The organism is Luoshenia tenuis (assembly GCF_014384745.1).
In the GTDB taxonomy this organism is placed as follows: Bacteria; Bacillota; Clostridia; order Christensenellales.
This window is the reverse complement of record NZ_JACRSO010000005.1, coordinates 120151-139929: the sequence shown is the minus strand read 5'-3', so window position 1 is coordinate 139929 and position 19779 is coordinate 120151. Positions and strand designations below refer to the sequence as shown.

Below are 19779 nucleotides of genomic sequence, written 5' to 3'. Positions count from 1 at the left end.
GGTAGTGCCCGCCCCCCTATGGACAGGCGCTTATGGGAAAAAGGCGGGAGAGTGGTCAGCTATGAAGAAAAAGCGCAGCCAGGGCTTTACGCTGGTAGAGGTCATCGTCGTGGTGGTGATATTAGCCATTTTGGCGGCGATCCTGGTGCCCTCCATGATCGGCTGGATCAAAAAAGCCGAGGAGAAGACGGCGGTGGTGGGCTGTCGCACCTGCGTGCTGGCCGCGCAGACCCTGCTCTCGGAAAAATACCGCCCGGGCGAGACGCCGGTGCTGGACGCGCAGGCGGTGCTGGACCTGGCCCAGGTGGACGGCAGCGTATCCAACATCGGCATCGATACGGACAGCGGTACCATCGCCCACCTGCTCTATACCGATGCGGGCGGCGCCCAGATCTTTTACTGCCGCCATGCCGGGGCCGATGGATGCGGCAATCGCGATGTGTACGACCTGCGCCAGGGCGCGGTGAAAAGCGATATGGGCACGGCGCTGCAATCCGTCGTGCAGGGCTTTAATACCGCAACAAGCGCCGGTTTTGCGGGCGTCGAGGGCGGCAAGCCCTTTAGTGCCACCGCTATTGACGGGGTGAACGCAAAGACCGAGGGGACCTTTGCCCACGCCATCTACCAATCCCTCCCCGCCGGGCAGCGCGCCGCGCTGGATGAGGTCTCCTGGTCCATCGTCAGGACCACCGCAGGCTACCGCATTTATTTGACCGAGGTGCGCTACGGCGCGGACGAATCCGCCGATAACATTAAGGTTTATAAGTACGACATGGCCACCGGCCAGTACCAGTATACCACCACCGGCAAGGTGACAAACGGCAAGGTGACCGCCGCCGGCCAGCAGTGGTCGGACTGGTCCGACACCATGGATTAAAGGACAGGGCGTTTGCAGCCGCGCGGGAGATTCCCCGCGCGGCTTTTTCATACGCCCCGCGCTTTATGCGGTATAAAAAAGGCGGCGCATCTTGCGCCGCCCCATAAAAGCAAAGGCTATTGCAGCATCTGGCTGCCCAGAAAACCCGCCGCCGTCTGGGCCAGTTTCAATTCGGTATTGTCCATGGCCGCCCCCTCTTTGGTGGAGAGCAGCACCACCGCGCCGATGGCGTCCCCCTGGGAGATGATGGGCGCTACCACCTGGGCCGTATAGTTCGCCTCGTCCTCGGCGGTGATGGCCAGCATCGTGCCGCCCTTGGCCGTGGTGACCGCCCTGCGCTCGCGGATGGCCTTATCCAGATCCGGGCTGATGGCCTTATCCATATAATCCCGCTTAGGCCCGCCGGATACGGCGATGACCAGGTCTTTATCGCAGATCACCACCAGATGGCCCGACGTGGCGGCCAGCGTTTCCGCATACTCTTTGGCAAAATCGCTCAGCTCCCCAATCGGGGAGTATTTTTTTAAGATGACCTCGCCCTCCCGGTCGGTAAAGATCTCCAGCGGGTCGCCCTCCCGGATGCGCAGCGTGCGGCGGATCTCCTTGGGGATGACGACGCGGCCCAGATCGTCGATTCTTCTCACAATGCCCGTGGCTTTCATTTTGGGTCCTCCTTGCTTTAGATAATAAAGTCTACGCCCATCATTATCCGCAATCCGCAAGGTTTTTATGCCCAAATCCTGCAACTAATGTTGCGTTTTACCAAATGCACGTTTGCAGTTCCGCCAACAGTGCCCGCGCGGCGGGATTATCACAATCGCACAGGCGGCAAAGCGCCATAACGTAGAGCGCTCTTTCAAAATCGTCTAATGCCGCGCCCTGCGCTTCCAGGGCGGCATAGTACCCCCTGGCCGCCTGGGGCGCGGCCTCGTACAGCAGCACATAGGTGCGCGCCAGGTCGAATATCGGGTTGCCCATCCGGGCGTTCACCCAGTCGATGATATAAAGCTGCCCCTCCCCGCAGAGGATATTATAAGGGTGAAAATCAAGATGGCAAAGCGCATCGCCCTCCCCTACCGCCGCCAGCGCCGCCCGTGCGCGCGCCTTATGGCAGGCGTCCGCCAGCGCCCGGTCGATCTGCCCGGCCAGCGTCTCTTGCAGCCGCGCCAGCTTTAACCCCTTTACCGCGTGCACCCGTAGGTGCAGCGCGGCCAGCTGCGCAAGGCTGCCGGCGGGTTCCTCGCCCATCCGCTCCCCCAGCGCCGGGCCGGGGATATACCCCATTTTGATGATGTGCGCATCCTCTGTCTCCCAATAGCGCACCACGGGCAGGCCGGTCCTGCAGATCTCCCGCTGCACCTCCAGCTCATAGCGCACCCAGCTTTCGGGATAATCCGGCCTAAAGACTTTATAAGCCGCGCCCTCGTACAAGTAGACCTCGGCCTGCCGGCCCCGGCCGATCAGGGGGCAGCGGTGCAGCAATTCCCGGTTTGGCATTGCAGGGCCCTCCTTTCGTCTAACAAAAAAGCCGGCCATAGGCCGGCTTTTGCTTTACAATTTAATAGCGGTTTTCGTACACCTGCACATCCATCCCCTTGCGCCACTCTTCCACCTGGGTGGAGAGCTTTTCGTTCTGCTTGTCGCTCAGCAGGGAGGAGCGCACCGCGTCTTTGACCTCGTTGAGATCCACCGGGCCGGGTTTGGCATCCGCTACCTTGCGGATGATGTGATAGCCGTAATCCGAGGCCACCAGATCCGTGGTATCCCCCACCTCGCTTAGCCCCAGCGCAGCGTTTAAGAACTCGGTCACAAAGCTGGACTTTTCGCCCACCAGGTAACCCTTTTCCTTAGCCGGGGAGACCTCCATGCCCTTATCCGCGCCGTATTCGGCGATCAGGGCGTCAAAATCCTCCCCGTCGTTTACCTTTTGCAGCACCAGGTCGGCCTGCTCTTTGATCTTGGCCAGTTCCTCATCCCGCAGCGCATCCGCCCCAGCGGTGTCCCCATCCTTACGCAGGGCGGCAATCTCGCTTTGCTTATCCTCCGGGATGCCGATGAGGATATGCTTGACGTAGAAGAAGCCCTCGGGCTGGTAGTAAATGGTGTAGCCATAGCTCTGCTCGTAATAGAACTGGTCGATGCTCTCGTCGTACTTCTCCTTGGCCTCTTCCACCAGGGTATCGTACTTTTCCTTGATCTCGTCATCGGTGACTTCGATATCCTTAAACAGCTCATCCTGCATCTTCTGGATGGCCGTTTCCATCAGCTGATCTTCGATCAGGGATTCCCGGGTCATCTTATTCTTCTCCATCAGCTCGGCCAGCTTCTCGTCCGCCCTGGCCTCCACGTCGATGGAGGGATCCTCTTCTTTTTCGGCCTGCGCTTCGGTCAAAAACTGCTCGCGCTGGGCGTCAAGCATCTCATCCACCTGCTTTTCAGCGGCGGCCTGCTCTTCGTTGGTAAAGTCGGTATAGCCCTCCTTTTCGGCCTGGGCCTCCATCACGTGCTGGGCGATGATGGCATCCAGCACCACGGTCTTAAACTCCTTGACCTGGTCCGGACTGCTCTTTTCATAATCCTCCGTAATGCCGTAATAAGCCTTTTGCTGGTCGTAAAGGTCCAGCAGCTCGCCTTTGAGGATCTCCACATCCCCCACCTTGGCCACCACCTGCTGGCGGTCTTTCGCTTCATCTACCTCGACGATGTTACACCCGGTAAGGGAAAAGGCCATGGCCGCCGCCATCAGGCCGGCCGCACACTTGGCTCCCCACTTCTTCATCAGGATCATCCTTTCTCTATCGCAACTGGGGCCCGTATCAGCGCCCCTTTATGGCTGCCCTGCCCCGGGCCCTGAACCATACAAGAATAGCAACATTATACAGAATCCGGGCCGGTTTTGCAATTCAAAACTTCTTCCATCAGGCGCGTCATCTCCTCTAGCAGCGCCTCGGCCGTGGCATCCTTGCCCCGCAGCTGCAGCGAGGGGGGCACCGCGGCGCTGAGCTTGGCGCGGCCCTTATAGCGCCCCAGCACCTCAAAAAGGGCCTGGGGGTCCAGCTTGGCATCCTCGTAAAACAGCAGCGTGGCAAAGCCGGGTTTGACGCTGAGCTTCTGCGCGCCCATCTTGGTGGCCAGCGCCCGGGCCAGGGCCACCGCCAGCAGGCCCATCACGGGTTCGGGCGGGTCGCCGTAGCGGTCGATGATCTCGTCGATCACGTCGTCCATCTCCTCCCGGGAGGCGATGGCGGCAATGCGCTGGTACATGGCGATGCGGCCGGCCTCGCCGCGGATATAGTTGGAGGGAATAAAGGCGTCCACCCGAGCCTCCACCTGGGTCTCGGGCCGTTTTTCCTCCTTGGGCCCGCCGCCCAGGGCCTGCACGGCCTCCTCGATGAGCTTGACGTACATCTCATACCCCACGGCGGCCATGTGCCCGTGCTGCTGGGCCCCCACCAGGTTGCCCGCGCCGCGGATCTCCAGATCCCGCATGGCGACCTTAAAGCCCGAGCCGAATTCGGTAAACTCCCGGATGGCCCGCAGCCGCTTTTCGGCCACCTCGCTCATGATCCGATCCGGCCGGTAGGTAAAGTAGGCGTAGGCCAGCCGGTTGGAGCGGCCCACCCGCCCGCGCAGCTGGTAAAGCTGGCTTAAGCCCAATCGCTCGGAATCGCACACGATAATGGTATTGGTGGTGGGGATGTCCAGCCCGTTTTCGATGATGGTGGTGCACAGCAAAAGGTCGATCTCATGGTTCATAAAGGCCATCATCACGTCCTCCAGCGCCCCTTCGGGCATCTGCCCATGGGCTACGCCGATGCGCACCCCCGGCATCAGCCCCCGCAGATGGGCGGCGAACCGGTCGATCCCCGCCACGCGGTTATAGACCATATATACCTGCCCGCCCCGGGAGAGCTCCCGGTTTACCGCCTCGCGCACCAGCGCCTCGTTATACTCTATGACGTAGGTCTGCACCGGATACCGCTCCTCGGGCGGGTTCTCCAGCACCGAAAGATCGCGAATGCCGATCATGGACATATGCAGCGTGCGCGGGATGGGCGTGGCCGAGAGGGTGAGCACGTCGATATTCTTTTTAAGTTTTTTGATCTTCTCCTTATGCGCCACGCCAAAGCGTTGCTCCTCGTCCACCACCAGCAGCCCCAGGTCTTTAAAGCGCACATCCTTGCCCAGCAGGCGGTGGGTGCCCACGATGATATCCACCTGCCCCGTTGCCAACCGGCGCAGGATGTCCTTTTGCTCGGCCGCGGTCTTAAACCGGCTTAGCACCTCGCAGCGCACCGGCAGATCTCCCAGGCGCTGCACCAGGGTGTTGTAGTGTTGCTGGGCCAGGATAGTGGTGGGCACCAGAAAGGCCACCTGTTTGGAATCGGCCACCGCCTTAAAGGCCGCGCGGATGGCCACCTCGGTCTTGCCGTAGCCCACGTCCCCGCACAGCAGCCGGTCCATGGGCCGGGGGCTTTCCATATCCCGCTTGATCTCCTCGATGCAGGCCAGCTGATCCGCCGTTTCCTGATAGGGGAAGTTATCCTCAAACTCGCGCTGCCAGGGCGTATCCGGCGAAAAGGCGTAACCCGGGGTCTGCGCCCGCTGGGCGTACAGGGCCACCAAATCCTCGGCCAGCAGGGCGACCGATTGGGAGACCTTCTTTTTGGTGCGCTTCCACTCCGACCCGCCGATGCGGCTGAGCTTGGGGGCCGCGCCCTCATCCACGCCGATGTACTTTTGCACCCGGTCCATCTGGTCCGTGGGCACAAACAGCTTATCCCCGCCGGCAAAGCTCAAGTCCAGATAATCCCGGGACTTGCCCTCCACCGTAATGCGCTGGATGCCGTGGTACAGCCCCACGCCGTGCAGCTCGTGCACCACGTAGTCCCCCACCTTCAGGTCGGTAAACAGCGAGCCGATCTTTTGCCCCTTGCCCGCGTGGCGGCTGCGCAGGGTGCTTTTCTGCTGCCGGGGCGCGGAAAGCACCTCGCCGGTAGCGATCACCGCAAACTTCGCCTCCGGATACTCGAACCCGTGGCTCAAGCCAATGGGGAGGATCAGGGTCTCCCCGCCCTGCGCGGGCCGCTCCAGCCCATCCACATAGACGGCCTCCACCCCCTGGTCCAGCAGCGCGCTTTGCAGGTGCTTGCCCCGGGCCTTTTCGCCCGAGAGCAGCAAGACGCTGTACTGCTGGGCATGCCAGGTGCGTATCTCCTCGGCCAAAAGTTCAATGCGGCCAGGGAAGGCGGGCACCGAGCGCACCAGAAACTGGAAGGTCTCCCGGGCGTGCAGCTCCGGCACGGCCCGCACCAGGCCCTGAAAGGCCACCACCTTATAAAGGGCGATTTCCTCTAGCAGCTGCTCGTACCCCAGCTGCCCTTTGGCGATGGCGGGCAGGGCCTGCCCCTGCTCCAGCTGCATGGTCAGCATTTCCGCAAAGGTCAGCGCCACATCCTGGGCCCGCTCGCGAATGCGGGCAGGCTCATCCAGGGCGACGGCGACGTTCTCCCGCCAGGCGAGCAGGCTCTCGGGCCGCTCGTAAAACAACCCCAGGTAGTGCTCCATCCCCTGGAAGGGCTCCCGGGCCGTCACGGCCTCCGTCATGGCCTTGGCCAGCTGCTCCAATCGCAGGGCCGCGTCGATAAAACCGTTATCCCGGTCCGGCGCGTCCCCTTCGCTCTCTCCCTCGGGGAAGGCGTCCCGCGCCCGCTCTTTTTGCAGCTGGTCAAACCGCCGCTTTTGCCGGCGCTTGCCCTCCCGCACGGCGGCGGCCAGCTGGGCTTTGGCCCTGGCCCAGGCCGCCTCCCCGGGGATCACCTCCAGCGCGGGCAGCACGGAAAGTGCCTCCCGCTTTTCGCGGGAGCGCTGGGTGTCCGGGTCAAAGGTGCGGATGGAATCCACCTCGTCGTCAAAAAACTCGATGCGGCTGGGCCACTCCTCCTGCATGGGGAAGATATCCACAATGCCGCCGCGCAGGGCAAACTGCCCCGGCGCCTCCACCATCTCCTCCCGGTGGTAGCCCGCCGCCACCAAAAGGGCGCTTAGCTCCTCCTGGGCCAGGCGCGCGCCGGCATTGATCTTCAGCGTATGGCCGGCAAATTCCTCCCGTGGCATCACGCTTTGCAGCAGCGCATCTACCGGGGCCACCAGCACGTCGATCTCTCCGGCGGCCCAGCCGTACAGGGTGCGGATGCGCTGGGCGCTCAGCTCCCGTGAGGCAGCGGCCGCCCGGAAAAGCTGCTGCTCCCGCGGGGGCAGCACGCCCGTGCGCCGGCCGGACAGGGCCGCCACATCCGCGGCCAGCATATGGGCCTGGGGCAGGGTGTGGGTGACGAGCACCAGCGCCCGCTCCTGCTCTAAGGCGCACAGCACGTGGGCCTTTTGTCCCTCGCTTAGGCCGTAGACCATCAGCGGCGTGCGCCCCGCCCGGTAGGCCTGCTCCAACCGCAAAAACTCCGGCTGCTTTTCCAGCGGTTGCCGCCACAGCGGCGAAAGTTCTGGCATCTTTTTCCTCCAAACGCGCCTTACCCGGCAAGGCTGTTTACCGTCCTTGCCGGGTTCATGCATCATCGCGATCTTCATTTTATTTTATGCCTTTTCGCGCGGCTTTTAAAGGGCGCTAAAATCAGGCAATGTGTCTAATTTTGTCCGCTTTCAGCGGGTATTATAGCGGTTCATGGCAATATCGATGCCGTTTTCCACAAAACAGCGCGCGGCCTCGGCGCCGGCGGCAAAGGCCAGCTCCATTTCCGCCCGGCTGGCGGGCGGATAGCCGCCCAGCACGTAATCCACCAAATTCCACTGGGGCGGCGGCGCGCCCACGCCGATGCGCACCCGGGGAAAGTTCTGCGTCCCCAGGGCCCCCACGATGGAGCGCATGCCGTTATGGGTGCCCGGACCGCCCTTGGCGCGGATGCGCACCTTCCCCTCGGGCAGGTCGATATCGTCGTAGATCACCAGGATCCGCTCCGGCGGGATCTTATAAAACCGGGCGATGGCGCATATCGCCCGTCCGCTCTCGTTCATATAGGTCATGGGCTGGGCCAGGATCACCCGCTTATCCCCCACCCGTCCCTCGCCCAGCAGCGCGTCAAACTTCTGGCGCTGGGGCAGGATACGCAGCAGCCCCGAGAGCTTTTCCACCACCTCAAAGCCCGCGTTGTGCCGGGTGCGGGCATATTTTACGCCCGGGTTGCCCAGGCCTGCGATCAGGTACACGTCCTGTTTGCTCCTTTGCCATGGCAGCGGCATTATTCCGCCTCCAGTACTTCGTCGATAAAGCGGTCCAGCTCCGCATAGCCGCCCCCGCGGCAGGGCGTCACCTCGCCCCAGTCGCCCAAAGGCTGCTCGTTCAAAAAGAAGGTGTGCATCCCAAGGGCCATGGGAGCAAGCATATCCTCGCCGATATCGTTGCCCACCATGCAGCACTGCCCCGGCTCCAGCCCCAGCTTGGCCATGATCTCCTCATAATAGGCCGCGTGGGGCTTAGCGGCGTGGCTGTTTTCATAGGTGGTGATAAAGGCAAAGTCCGCCGGATCCAGCCCCGTCCAGCATACGCGGGCGCGCAGCGCCGCGTCCGGAAAAACCGGGTTGGTGGCCACCACCAGCGTCTTGCCCGCGTCCTTGAGTTTTTTGACGATGCCCGCTACCATCGGGTGGGGCGGGAAGTGCACCCCCAGCTTGGGGAAGCGCCCCGCGTAATAATCGTTCAGCGGGCCCTCGTAGGCCGCCCATTCCCGGCCTGTGCGGCGGGTAAAGGCGGCAATAAAGCCCTGCTCGTTGGTCATCCCATCCTGGGGCTGGGCGATCATATCATAGGTGGCCTTGACCACCGGCTCCACCAGCTGCTCGCCCGGGAAGTGCGGCGCCAGTGCCTGCCCTAAATCCCCCAGATAGAGTTTTAAGAACCGGTCTACCTCCATGGGCAAAAGTGTCCCGTCCAGGTCAAATAAAAATGCCTTGATCATAATCTCCTTTTTCATCCATTCGTATAATTGCGGCCCTACTCGTAAAGGGTAGAGACCGGCAGGTCGTTATAAATACGCTCGATGGCCTGGGAGAATACCGATGCCACCGACAGCACCACGATCTTATCGCAGTGCTTATCGCCAAGCGGCACGGTATCGGTAATCACCAACTCCCGCAGAGGGGAAGCAGCAATGCGGGAAACGGCCTCCCCGCTGAGCACCCCGTGGGTACAGCAGGCCGATACCTCTTTGGCGCCCATCTTCATCAGCGCCTCCGCCGCCTTGACCAGGGTGCCGCCGGTATCCAGCAGGTCGTCCACCAGGATCGCCCGGCAGCCCTTGACCTCGCCGATGATGTTCATCACCTCGCTGACGTTGGGCCGGGGCCGCCGCTTATCCACGATAGCCAGCCGCGCGCCCAGGCGGTTAGCAAAGTTGCGCGCCCGGGTGACCGAGCCTAAGTCCGGCGAGACCACCACCAGGTCCTCCCCGGCATAGCCCTTTTCTACATAGTAGGCGGCCAGGGCCGGCGCCCCGCGCAGGTGATCCACCGGGATATCGAAAAAGCCCTGGATCTGGGCGGCGTGCAGGTCCATGGTCAGCACCCGGTCCGCCCCCGCGGCGGTGATCAAATCGGCCACTAATTTAGCGGTGATCGGGTCCCGGGGCTTAGTCTTGCGGTCCTGCCGGGCATAGCCAAAGTAGGGGATCACCGCGGTGATCCGCCCGGCGGAGGCGCGGCGAAATGCGTCGATCATGATCAACAATTCCATCAGGTTCTCGTTGACCGGCGTGCAGGTGGACTGGACCAAAAACACGTCCATTCCCCGCACCGTCTGGCCGATGTTCACGCTGATCTCCCCATCGGAAAAGCGGCCCACCTTGCTCTCGCCCAGCGGCCGATCCAGCAGGCGCGCGATATCCGCGGCCATGCCGGGGTTGCTGTTGCCGGAAAAGACGACGATATTCTTGCCGTGTGTGATCATTGCCCCAAGTCCCCCCGTTTAATCTCTCTTTTATTTTTTGCGCGCCTGCCGCTTTTGCGCGGCCCAACCCGCTTTTACCGTCTGGCGGCAGCGGGCGATGGCCAGCGCGTCCCCGGGCACATCCTCGGTGATGGTGGAACCCGCGGCGATATACGCCCCATCTTCCACCTTGACCGGGGCGACCAGGTTGACGTTGCAGCCGATAAAGGCGTCGTTCCCCACGGTGCAGCGCTGTTTGACCTGTCCATCGTAATTGACGAACACCACCCCGCACCCCAGGTTGACCCGCTCGCCCACGTCGCTGTCCCCCACGTACGTCAGGTGGCTGATCTTGGTACCATCGCCGATATTGGCGTTTTTCAGCTCCACAAAATCGCCCACGCGGCAGCCCTGCCCCACGTTGGCCTTGGGCCGCAGGTAGGCAAAGGGCCCCACCTGGGTGTGCGCGCCCACGGCGCAGTCCAGCAGCACGGAGGACTGAACCTGCGCGCCGTCGCCCACGCGGCTGCCGGAAATGCGGTTATTTTGCAGCAGCGTGCAGCCGCTGCCGATCACGGTCTCCCCCTCCAGGATATTGCCCGGATAGATCACCGTGTCCACGCCGATGCGCACCTGCGCGTCGATATAGGTGGCGTTGGGGTCGAGAATGGTCACGCCCGCAACCATCCAGGCATGGTTGATGCGCCGGCGCAAGATCTCCCCGGCCTCGGCCAGCTGGGCCCGGGTGTTGACGCCCATGCACTGGGTAAAGTCATCTGTACAATAGGCCGCCACCTTTTGCCCATCCGCCACCAAAAGGCCGATGGTATCGGTCAGGTAATACTCGTGCTGGGCATTGTTATCGTCGATCCGGTTCAGCGCCCAGAGCAGTTTTTCGGTCTCAAAGCAATAGACCGAGGCGTTGACCTCGCATACTGCCAGCTGCTCGGGGGTCGCGTCCTTCTGTTCGACGATGCCCTTCACGTTCCCTTCGCCATCCCGCAGCACGCGGCCATAGCCGGTGGGGTCAGAAAGCTTAGCCGTCAGCAGCGTCACCGCCGCGCCGGCGTCCTGCGTCTGCTGGCAGAGCGCCCGCAGCGTCTCCCCGCCGATCAGGGGCATGTCCCCCGCCAGGATCAGGGTATAGCCCTTGCCGTCGGCAATATAATCCCGCGCCATCATCACCGCGTGGCCGGTGCCCTTGCGCTCGGCCTGCACCGCGAACTGGGCCCGGCCCTCCAGGTGCGCACGCACCTGCTCGGCCCCGTGGCCGATAATCGCCACCGGCTTTTCATCCGAAACCTCGCCCGCGGCGCACAGTACCCACTCCACCAGGCTGCGGCCGCACACCTTGTGCAGCACCTTGGGCAGCTCGCTCTTCATGCGCGTGCCCGCGCCAGCGGCCATGATCAACGTTTTAACGTCCATTTTTATCCCCCTTAAACAAAGCGATCTTCCTATTAAAAGCGTGATTGCAAGAATACGATATCCTTTTCAAGTTTAGGCGAAAAGGATGGGCCTGTCAAGGGAAGTGTAAACCCCTAAGCACATAAAAAAAGGGACGCACCGTAAAGGCGCATCCCCCTATATTGCCGTTCAAATCCCCCAAAGCCCTTTAGGATTGGGGCGTTTTAAGCTGCTGGTACTTATCCAGAATCAGCTGTTGCAGTTCCGCCCGCGCGGAGGTGTTGATCGGGTGTGCAATGTCGCGGAAGCTTCCATCGGAAAGCTTTCGGCTGGGCATGGCGATAAACATCCCTTCCTGTCCTTCTACGATCTTGATGTCGTGCACGACGAAGCTGTTGTCAAACGTAATGGATGCAACGGCCTTCATCTTGCTGTCAGTCTGTACTTCTCTCACACGAATGTCCGTAATGTTCATAAGTACACGCCCCTTCATATTAGCCTTTTCTCCTTTGTCTGTCTCTGTCTACGCTAGGAGTTTAGCCCATATTTCGACGTTTTAAGGGATGATTCCTGCCGCGAGAATTCTCGATTTTTTCACATTTATTCCACTTTTTATACTATTCTAAAAATTTGTCAACCAGGCCGCCGGGCTGACCTTGACCAGGCTGCGCGCCTCGTCGATCTCGTCGAGCACCAACAAGGATTTATAATTATCTACCAGCTTGTGCTGCGGCAGAGCCGTGGCCATGACCACGCCCACGCCCACCACGGTGACGGCGAACTCCTTCATCATATCGATCATGCCCTTGGCGGTGCCGCCGCCCTTCATAAAATCGTCGATGATCAGCGCGCGCTGGCCGCTGCCCACCAGGCGCTTGGGCAGTGTCATGGTCTGCAGGCGCTTGGAGGAGGCGGAAACGTAGTTGATGGTGATGACCGAGCCCTCGGCCACCCCCGCGCCCCGGTTGCGGCGGGCGATGATCATGGGCACGTTGAGTACCCGGGCGCACATCATGGCCACCGGCACCCCCATGGTCTCGCAGGTCAGCACAAAATCCGGGCTGTTGCGGTAAAACTGGGCCGCCAGTATCTCGCCCATCCGCTCGATATGCCCGGGCGTGGAGAGCACATCCCCCATATAAAGGTAGCCCCCGGGCAGGATGCGGTCCGGCGCGCACAGCCGCAGGGCCATCTCGTTTGTAAAGGCCAGTGCCTTGTCCCGCGCCGGCACCGGCAGGTACTTGACCCCGCCGGCAGCCCCGGTCACCGTTTCCATCTCGCCCAGCCCGTATTTTTTAAAGATATCCCGAACGATATCGATATCCTCGCTGATGGTGGATTTTGCCGCGCCAAACATCTCGCTGAAATAAGAAAGGGTAAATATCCTGTTGGGGGCCTCCGTCAAAATCTTGATCAGCGCGCCGATGCGCTCGTTCCGCTTGACCTTTTCCACATTGCACCTCCCAAAAATTCCGAACATTTCTAAAACCTTTACTATTATAATTCACTTTTTGTAATAATGAAAGCATTATCGATAAAAAAGTTGATAATCTAGCCCCGGGAGAAGTATAATGATATGAGCTTTAGGAATATCCAAGGAGGTTTAAAACGTTGCAGCCCAGTATAATCGATTTTTCAGGCAAGCGCGTCCATATGATCGGTATCGGCGGCAGCTCCATGAGCGGGCTGGCCACCATCCTTCAAAATAACAACTTTATCGTTACAGGCTCGGATATGAGCGCCTCGCTGGCGTGCGAAAAGCTGACTCGCCAGGGCGTCACCGTCTTTATCGGCCACAAGGCCGAGCAGGTGGACGGCGCGGACCTTGTGGTCTACACCGCCGCCATCGCCCGGGATAACCCGGAGTACCTGCGCGCCCAGGAGCTGGACCTGCCCATGATGGACCGGGCTACGCTGCTGGGGCAGATCATGGACCGCTACAGCCGTTCCATCGGGGTGGCGGGCACCCATGGCAAGACCACCACCACCGCCATGCTGGCCACCGTTTTAGAGCTGGCCGGGGCCGACCCCACCATCCATATCGGCGGGGAGCTGGAGCTGATCGGCGGCAGCGTCAAATCCGGCAAGGGGGATATCTTCGTTACGGAGGCCTGCGAGTACGTCAAAAGCTTCCTCACGCTGCACCCCACCTGCGCCATCGTCACCAACATCGAGGCGGATCATCTGGACTTTTTTAAGGACATCGAGGATATTTACAGCGCCTTTTACGCCTATACCCAGCTGCTGCCGCCCGACGGGCTGCTGATCGGCTGCGGGGATGAAGAGCGGGTCGTCCGCCTGATGGCGCAGGCCGGGCGCAAGGCCATCTCCTACGGCTTTGGCCGGCAAAACGACTATTATGCTACCGACATTGAATTTGACGATATGGGCTGCGCGGGCTTTTCCATCATCCATGAGGGTCATTCTTTGGGCCGCGTACAGCTGCAGGTGCCCGGCCGGCACAACGTACTGGACGCACTGGCCGCCTTTGTGGCCGCCCTGCAGCACGGTATCACGGTGGAGGCCGCGCTTAGCGGGCTGCGGGCCTTTGCCGGGGCTAACCGCCGCTTCCAGACCATCGGCACGCCCTGCGGGGTCGAAGTGGTGCAGGATTATGCCCACCATCCCACCGAGATCCGCATGCTGTTGGAGACCGCCGCGCGCCGCAAGCATAACCGGCTGATCGCGGTATTTCAGCCTCACACCTTTACCCGCACGGCCGCGCTGTTTAACGAATTTTTAACGGCCTTTGACCAGGCCGACGAGGTGATCGTCACCGATATTTACGCCGCGCGCGAGCAGAACACCATTGGCATCACCGCCCAGGCCCTGTGCGACGCGCTGGCCCAAAAGGGCGTAAACTGCCGCTACATCGGCCCCTTTGCGCAGATCGTATCCGACATCCAGGGCCGCTGGCAGCCCGGGGATCTGGTACTGGTCATTGGCGCGGGCACGGTAGAGCGGGTGGCCCGCATGCTCTGCGGCAAGGCGTAAGCCCATCACTCAATAAAGGACCGCGATTTCTCATCGCGGTCCTTTTTCTATCCCTTTAGGCATCAGTTCCGTGTTTCGGTATCCTTCCCGCGCCCATCCAGCCACGCCTCAAATTCCGGTATGGGCAGCGGACGCGAATAGATATAGCCCTGCACCCTGTCGCAGTGGACCTGCCGCAGGAACTCAAGCTGCTCCTGGGTCTCAATGCCCTCGGCCACGGTATCCATCTTCAGCTCCCGCGCCAGGGATACGATGGCGTCCACCACTTTACGGGTCTTGGGGTTATCCACGCTGGTGAAAAAGCGCCGGTCCAGTTTGATCACGTCCACGTCGAACTCCATCAGCAACCCCAGGGAGGAATAACCCGCGCCAAAGTCGTCCAGCGAGCAGCCAAAGCCCAAGCGGTGCATCTGCCCGATCTGCTCTTTTACATGGGCGATGCCCTGGTCATCAAAAAAGATGGATTCCGTCAGTTCAAACTCGATCACGCCCTCCGGTATCCCATATTGACGGGCGGTCTGCGCATACGCCTGCAAAAAGTCCGGATTTTTAAAATGCTGGCGCGACAGGTTGACCGATACTACCATCGGCGCGCGGCCCTCGTCCAGCCAGCGCCGCAGGGTCTTACAGACCTGCTCAAACACGTAAAAATCCAGCTGGCATATCTTGCCGTTGCGCTCAAATACCGGGATAAAGTCAGACGGGAAGATCGTGCCCTGTTTAGAACGTACCCAGCGCACCAGCGCTTCGGCCCCGTGCACATGCCCGTCCGTCAGCGATACCTTGGGCTGGAGGTAGACCTCGAACTCCTCATTCGCCAGGGCAGCCTCAAACAGGACATTCAATTCATGCTCCCTTTGCAGCATCTGCGTTAACGCCTGGTCGTAAAACGCACAAACCTCCTGGCTATCGGGCAGATGGTTCCGGCAGGCGGTCAGCGCCCGGTCGCGGATAATGGTGGTATCCTGCCCGGGTTCTTCTACGATATAGACGCCCTGCTGAATTCTGAGATAATATGGTTCCCGCAGGTCTGCGTTAAAGGCGTTGATGCGCTGAACCAGCTCCGCCAGGCGGCGCGAGATATTCTCGGGATTGCTTTCCCGCAGGCAGAGGAAAAAGTAGTCCCTGGCCGCATAGGCCGCAGCCTCATCCTGGGTTACAGCGCCTTGCAGCACCTGCATCACATAGCGCAAGGTCCTGTCCCGCTCAACACTGCCAAAGCTCTCGTTGATCAGGGTAAGGTCAGAAATATTTAGCGCTACTACACAATAGCTGTCCGGCGGTGCAGCCCCGATCAGCTCCCCGCAGCGCAGACTAAAGGCCGGCCCGTTCATCCCCCCGGTCACGGGATCCACAAAGGCGATCCGCTCCAGCTTGCGGTAATGGGTCTGGTAATTTTTTAGCAGAAGCACCACCAGCACCACCAGCACCAGTACCGCCGCCGTGACGATGATAAAGGACTGATGGATGTATTGATCGGTCTCGCGGGAAATGATATCCGCCGGGACCAGCGTGAGCAGCACCCAGTTGTAGCTGTGCAGCGGCTGGTAGGATAAGACCAACCGCGTGCCATCTACCGCGGTGAAGGAAAACACGCCGCTTTGGCCGCTTTTCATATTCTCCTCCATTTGGTGGATATGCTGCGCGGTCTGTCCGCCGGCGCCATCTTGAAAAATGCTTTCCAGCTGCATAAAGACATCCAGCTCGGTGGGCGAAATGATGACCTCGCCTTGATGATTGATGATGCAGGTCAGCCCACTACCGGAAAAGCTGGACGGCTGGATCAGCCGCTGCATGTTGGCCTTGTCCCGCACGCCGCTCAGCGCGCCGATGATCTCATCCCCATCGTGCAGGGGGACCGAGTACAGCAGGCTTTGCTGGTCGAGAAAAGAGACGCCGTTTTCTCCCTCAAGGGCCGCCTGCACCCCGGGATAGCCGGCAACGCTCTGGTCCACCAGGGCGCTGCCGAGCGGTTGCTCCTCCTTCAGGGTGATAACGATTTTATTAAAGCCTAAAAGCGCCGCGCGCCCTTCAAGATAGGCTTCCAACTCGTTATTGTTCTCCGACGGATCGCCCAGGCTGGTCAGCAATCCATCCTCCATCAGCGTCAGGTCCAGGATATTTTTGCCCAGGCGATAGTCGATATCGCCGGCCAGCTGGGTGCTCACATCCGAAACGTAGACCTCCGTGCGCCGGTCGACGGCCTGTCCAAGTCCCAGCGCGTTCCAGATCATCAGCCCGGATACCGCCGCCACCAGTACGAACAGCAGCAGTATCTTATGCCACTTTGTAAAAAGGATCCTTCGAAAACCGCCAAACCCTGCGGCCTGGGACCCGCCCTTTCCAAGACCCATGCCTTTCACTCCTGCTATCCTTTAACCCGGCCTGTGAAGCGCCATTATTCTTGCGAGCCCTCTCCGTTGCCGCCGTTTTCGTTCGGGTTAGTATCTCCGTTATCGTTATTTCCATCCTTGCTGGGCGATGCGGTGGCCGGCGTGTCCGCGCCGCGCTCCTTCACGCCCACATAGGTCTTGCCGCGGATGGCCTCGTAGTTATCCGTATGCAGCAGCTCGCGCTTGATCTCCTCGCCGTCTTTTTTCCAAATGCGCCAGGCTTTGACCACATAGCCGTCCCGCGAAAGGACGACCTCCTTCTTTTCATCGGTATAGGTCACATACTTGCCCTCGGTATCCTGCACGATCTCGGGCTCCTCCTTGGGCGTGGTGTTGACCAGTTCGCTCTCAAGAGAGATGGACACCCCTTCTTCCAGCGGCTCGCCGTAGATCTCCACCACCACGTCCTTGCCGCTGACGTAGGTCTTGATATAAAAGGGCAGATCGGTATCGTTGATAAATTTATAATCCTGATAGCCGTAGTTTACCGTCGCGTCAAACCCCTTATCCACGTAAGAGGAAGGGAAAGAATGGTGCGCGCGCACGGTGGAGTTGAGCCCCGCCTTCAAAATGGCGTTATAGATCGTGGTGGAGGACTGGCATACGCCGCCCCCCGGCCCATCCTGCAGCGATTTATCCGAGGCGATCAGCGGCGCATCCTGGTAGCCGTTCTCCGCCGTACGGGGGCCGGTGGTATCGTTAAAGGAAACCTCCTGCCCGGGGTTGACCACCATCCCGTTAAACTGCTTGAGGGATTCTTTGACGTTATGGGTGCGCGCAGCGGAGCTGTTGCCCAAATTGGTGACAAACCGGCCGCGCAGCTTGGTGGTTTTTTGCAGGTCGCTGGCCAAAAGCGTCGGCTCTATGGTCTTGGTGGGGATCTCCAGCTGCGCCTGAGGGTCACTCATCAGCGCAGAGAGGATGTTGGTATCCAGCGCCTCGGTATCGATCTGGCGGCCCTGCACCTCGGCGACTACATGGAACATCTCCGAGCCGCTCTTGTTGGGGTCAAACTCCATCTTGGCGTTTTGCATGGGCACGTTGACCTTTTCGGCCACCTGGGTGATGATGGCGTCCACCTTCTCCTCGTCATAGCTGAAGGTGACCGGGCTTGAAAAGCCCTGCCCAAAGCCCAGCACCATCTTCAGGTGGTCAAACCAGCTCATCTCCTTGGCCTGGTTAAACGCCTGATCGATCAGCGCCTGTGCGTCCGAGGTGACCCCCAGGCTCTCGGCATCAAAATTCCAGGATTCCTCCTCAAAGGTCAGCGTCAGGTTGATCTCGGCCAAGCGCGCCTTCTCCTGCTCCTGCACCAGCGCCAGGGCCTCCTGCGGCGTTTTGCCGCCCAGCTCCACGCCCTCGATCACTACGCCCCGGTGCAGCACCTGGCTCTCATAACTGCGGCCGATCTGGATATTTAATACGATCACCGCCGCGATGACCGCCACCAGCGTCACGCCCGCGGCGATCAAAGCCTTAGCGTTACGCACCCGGTACTTTCTCTTCTTGCGCGTGCTTGAAAAACGAAATTTATTCATGAACAACCTCTCACAATCCCCATACTTTCAGCGCGTACGCTAATCATTCAGCAGGCAGTCAGGGTAACCGGCCGGATGCCGGCCCCCCTTTTGCGCCGTGCCCACCGGCTGCCCCGGCCGGTTCTCTCCGTGAAAATCGCTGCCGCCGGTAGCCACCAGGCCGTATTTCTCACACAAGCCCACACACCATGCGGTAAACTCCGGCGGATTTTTGGGGTAATAGCACTCCAACCCCCGCATCCCCGCCTGCGCCATCTCCCGGATCAGGCTCTCGGTCTGGTCCGGCGGCAGGTGCATCAGCCGAGGGTGCGCCAGCACCGCAGCCCCGCCCGAGGCGCGGATCACACCAATGGCTTCCCGCGCGTCCATGCTGCTTTTCGGCACGTAAGCGGGCCCGCCCAAGCCGATATACTTTTCAAACGCCTCCTTGACGCTATCTACATAGCCTTTTTCCATCAGCGCCCGGGCCACGTGCGGCCGGGCGATCACCTCTCCCGAGGCAAACTTGCGCACCCCATCGTAGGTGATATCCATCCCCAGCTTTTGCAGTTTCTCGACCATGCGCGCCGTGCGCTCCAGCCGCAGAGCCTGCATCCTGCTTAACAGGTCGACCAGGGGACCCTTTTGCGTATCCACAAAATACCCCAGCATGTGCAGGGTAAAGGCGCGCTCCACGCTCAGCTCCACTCCCGGTATCACCCGTACCCCCAACTTCTCCCCGGCGCTCATAGCCTCCGCCACGCCGGATACGGTATCGTGATCGGTCAGGGCAAGGGTAGTTACGCCCTGGCATGCCGCCTGCTGCACCACCTGGCCTGGCGTGCAGGCTCCATCGGACGCGGTGGAGTGGGTGTGCAGGTCGAAAATAGGGAGTTGCTCTGTCAATATACTACCGCCTTTACTCATAGGGTATGACAAATTCAGCCATGTATTTCATTATAGCATGTCAAGCCCTGGCGTCAAACCATCCTTCACCTTTTTTTACAGATATTAAACAACGTTAACCTTTCGCTAAAAAACTGTTAACATTTTGGTCCGTACACCCAGGTTATGAACACCGCTAAAACAGCTGAAGCGCCCGAGTGACTCGGGCGCTCCCCTATTTTCAGCCATACAGCACGTTTTAATCCTTCTCGATCTTAAAACTCTTACGCAAGTATTGAACAGCTGCGCTCCCGGTAAGGCCAACTGCTTCCAGCATTATGCTGCCTTTTTGTCATCTCCCTTTTCTTTAAAGGCAAAAAATCGCTGGCCAATATAGTTGAGCGCAGTAAACAGGCACATGCCAACGAGCATGGATATCTGCTCGACTACGCTGGTCTCCCACCCCGTATTGCGCAGCAATGTCGTCACCACCGGCTGGGCCAGGCTATAGGCGATCACATAGCATATCGCTACATTCAGGGCAAATTTAAGCGCCGTTTTCCAGATGGAATCCTTATTTTTAAAGGTATAGGTCTTGTTGAGCACAAAGCTTAAAATACTGCCCAACACATAGGAGATGGCAGACGACCCCCAGTACCCAAAGTGCGCCAGATTGTAGAGCAAAAACATGATCGCCGCGCTCAGCAGGGTATTGGCCACGCCTACGAGGATAAACTTGATCAGCTTCATATCAAATATTTTAGCCATCGC

The 19779-nt window shown here is 60.1% G+C and carries 16 protein-coding genes; 2 read left to right on the top strand and 14 right to left on the bottom strand.

The window, feature by feature from the left end; all coding sequences use genetic code 11:
- The first annotated feature begins 61 nt into the window (after window positions 1–61).
- Entirely contained in the window at window positions 62–877 is an 816-nt protein-coding gene (locus tag H8699_RS11095) for a prepilin-type N-terminal cleavage/methylation domain-containing protein (RefSeq protein WP_249285748.1), read from the top strand.
- A gap of 116 nt (window positions 878–993) precedes the next feature.
- Here H8699_RS11095 and spoVT read toward each other — a convergent pair whose 3' ends face one another.
- From spoVT to purR, 10 genes are all read right to left on the bottom strand, one after another.
- Complete coding sequence (gene spoVT, locus H8699_RS11090; RefSeq protein ID WP_138296370.1) at window positions 994–1539, bottom strand: stage V sporulation protein T; 546 nt, start codon at window positions 1537–1539, stop codon at window positions 994–996.
- A 97-nt stretch (window positions 1540–1636) separates the two neighbouring features.
- Entirely contained in the window at window positions 1637–2374 is a 738-nt protein-coding gene (locus tag H8699_RS11085; RefSeq protein WP_249285747.1) for an aminoglycoside phosphotransferase family protein, read from the bottom strand.
- Window positions 2375–2435: 61 nt separating this feature from the next.
- Complete coding sequence (locus H8699_RS11080; RefSeq protein WP_249285746.1) at window positions 2436–3656, bottom strand: peptidylprolyl isomerase; 1221 nt, start codon at window positions 3654–3656, stop codon at window positions 2436–2438.
- Window positions 3657–3751: 95 nt separating this feature from the next.
- Window positions 3752–7384, bottom strand: coding sequence for a transcription-repair coupling factor (gene mfd, locus H8699_RS11075; protein ID WP_249285745.1), 3633 nt, complete (start codon window positions 7382–7384; stop codon window positions 3752–3754).
- A 150-nt stretch (window positions 7385–7534) separates the two neighbouring features.
- On the bottom strand, window positions 7535–8131 hold the full coding sequence (pth, locus tag H8699_RS11070; protein ID WP_249285744.1) for an aminoacyl-tRNA hydrolase: 597 nt from the start codon (window positions 8129–8131) through the stop codon (window positions 7535–7537).
- On the bottom strand, window positions 8131–8847 hold the full coding sequence (locus H8699_RS11065) for an HAD family hydrolase (protein WP_249285743.1): 717 nt from the start codon (window positions 8845–8847) through the stop codon (window positions 8131–8133). Before H8699_RS11065 ends, pth begins: the two co-directional genes overlap by 1 nt.
- A gap of 35 nt (window positions 8848–8882) precedes the next feature.
- Window positions 8883–9833 (bottom strand): ribose-phosphate diphosphokinase, encoded by a 951-nt coding sequence (locus H8699_RS11060; RefSeq protein ID WP_249285742.1) that lies wholly within the window; start codon window positions 9831–9833, stop codon window positions 8883–8885.
- A 30-nt stretch (window positions 9834–9863) separates the two neighbouring features.
- The gene (glmU, locus tag H8699_RS11055; protein ID WP_249285741.1) at window positions 9864–11240 is read right to left on the bottom strand and encodes a bifunctional UDP-N-acetylglucosamine diphosphorylase/glucosamine-1-phosphate N-acetyltransferase GlmU; all 1377 of its coding nucleotides are present in this window, start codon (window positions 11238–11240) and stop codon (window positions 9864–9866) included.
- 187 nt (window positions 11241–11427) lie between these two features.
- Window positions 11428–11694 carry a septation regulator SpoVG gene (gene spoVG, locus H8699_RS11050; protein WP_147518686.1) on the bottom strand — a complete coding sequence of 89 codons (267 nt, stop codon included), beginning with the start codon at window positions 11692–11694 and terminating at the stop codon, window positions 11428–11430.
- A 147-nt stretch (window positions 11695–11841) separates the two neighbouring features.
- On the bottom strand, window positions 11842–12672 hold the full coding sequence (gene purR, locus H8699_RS11045; protein ID WP_138296363.1) for a pur operon repressor: 831 nt from the start codon (window positions 12670–12672) through the stop codon (window positions 11842–11844).
- A 158-nt stretch (window positions 12673–12830) separates the two neighbouring features.
- On the opposite strand from purR, the gene murC reads away from it, so the two are divergent.
- Complete coding sequence (gene murC / locus H8699_RS11040; protein WP_249285740.1) at window positions 12831–14213, top strand: UDP-N-acetylmuramate--L-alanine ligase; 1383 nt, start codon at window positions 12831–12833, stop codon at window positions 14211–14213.
- A gap of 62 nt (window positions 14214–14275) precedes the next feature.
- On the opposite strand, the gene H8699_RS11035 is transcribed toward murC, so the two are convergent.
- The 4 genes from H8699_RS11035 to H8699_RS11020 all read right to left on the bottom strand — a co-directional run bounded on the left by H8699_RS11035 (window position 14276) and on the right by H8699_RS11020 (window position 19776).
- A complete protein-coding gene (locus H8699_RS11035; protein ID WP_249285739.1) occupies window positions 14276–16567 on the bottom strand; it encodes a bifunctional diguanylate cyclase/phosphodiesterase in 2292 nt (763 codons plus the stop codon).
- Window positions 16568–16611: 44 nt separating this feature from the next.
- The gene (locus tag H8699_RS11030) at window positions 16612–18144 is read right to left on the bottom strand and encodes a VanW family protein (protein ID WP_249285738.1); all 1533 of its coding nucleotides are present in this window, start codon (window positions 18142–18144) and stop codon (window positions 16612–16614) included.
- A gap of 39 nt (window positions 18145–18183) precedes the next feature.
- The gene (locus tag H8699_RS11025; protein ID WP_249285737.1) at window positions 18184–19029 is read right to left on the bottom strand and encodes a PHP domain-containing protein; all 846 of its coding nucleotides are present in this window, start codon (window positions 19027–19029) and stop codon (window positions 18184–18186) included.
- Between the two features lie 315 nt (window positions 19030–19344).
- Window positions 19345–19776, bottom strand: coding sequence for a GtrA family protein (locus H8699_RS11020; RefSeq protein ID WP_249285736.1), 432 nt, complete (start codon window positions 19774–19776; stop codon window positions 19345–19347).
- Between the last annotated feature and the right edge of the window lie 3 nt (window positions 19777–19779).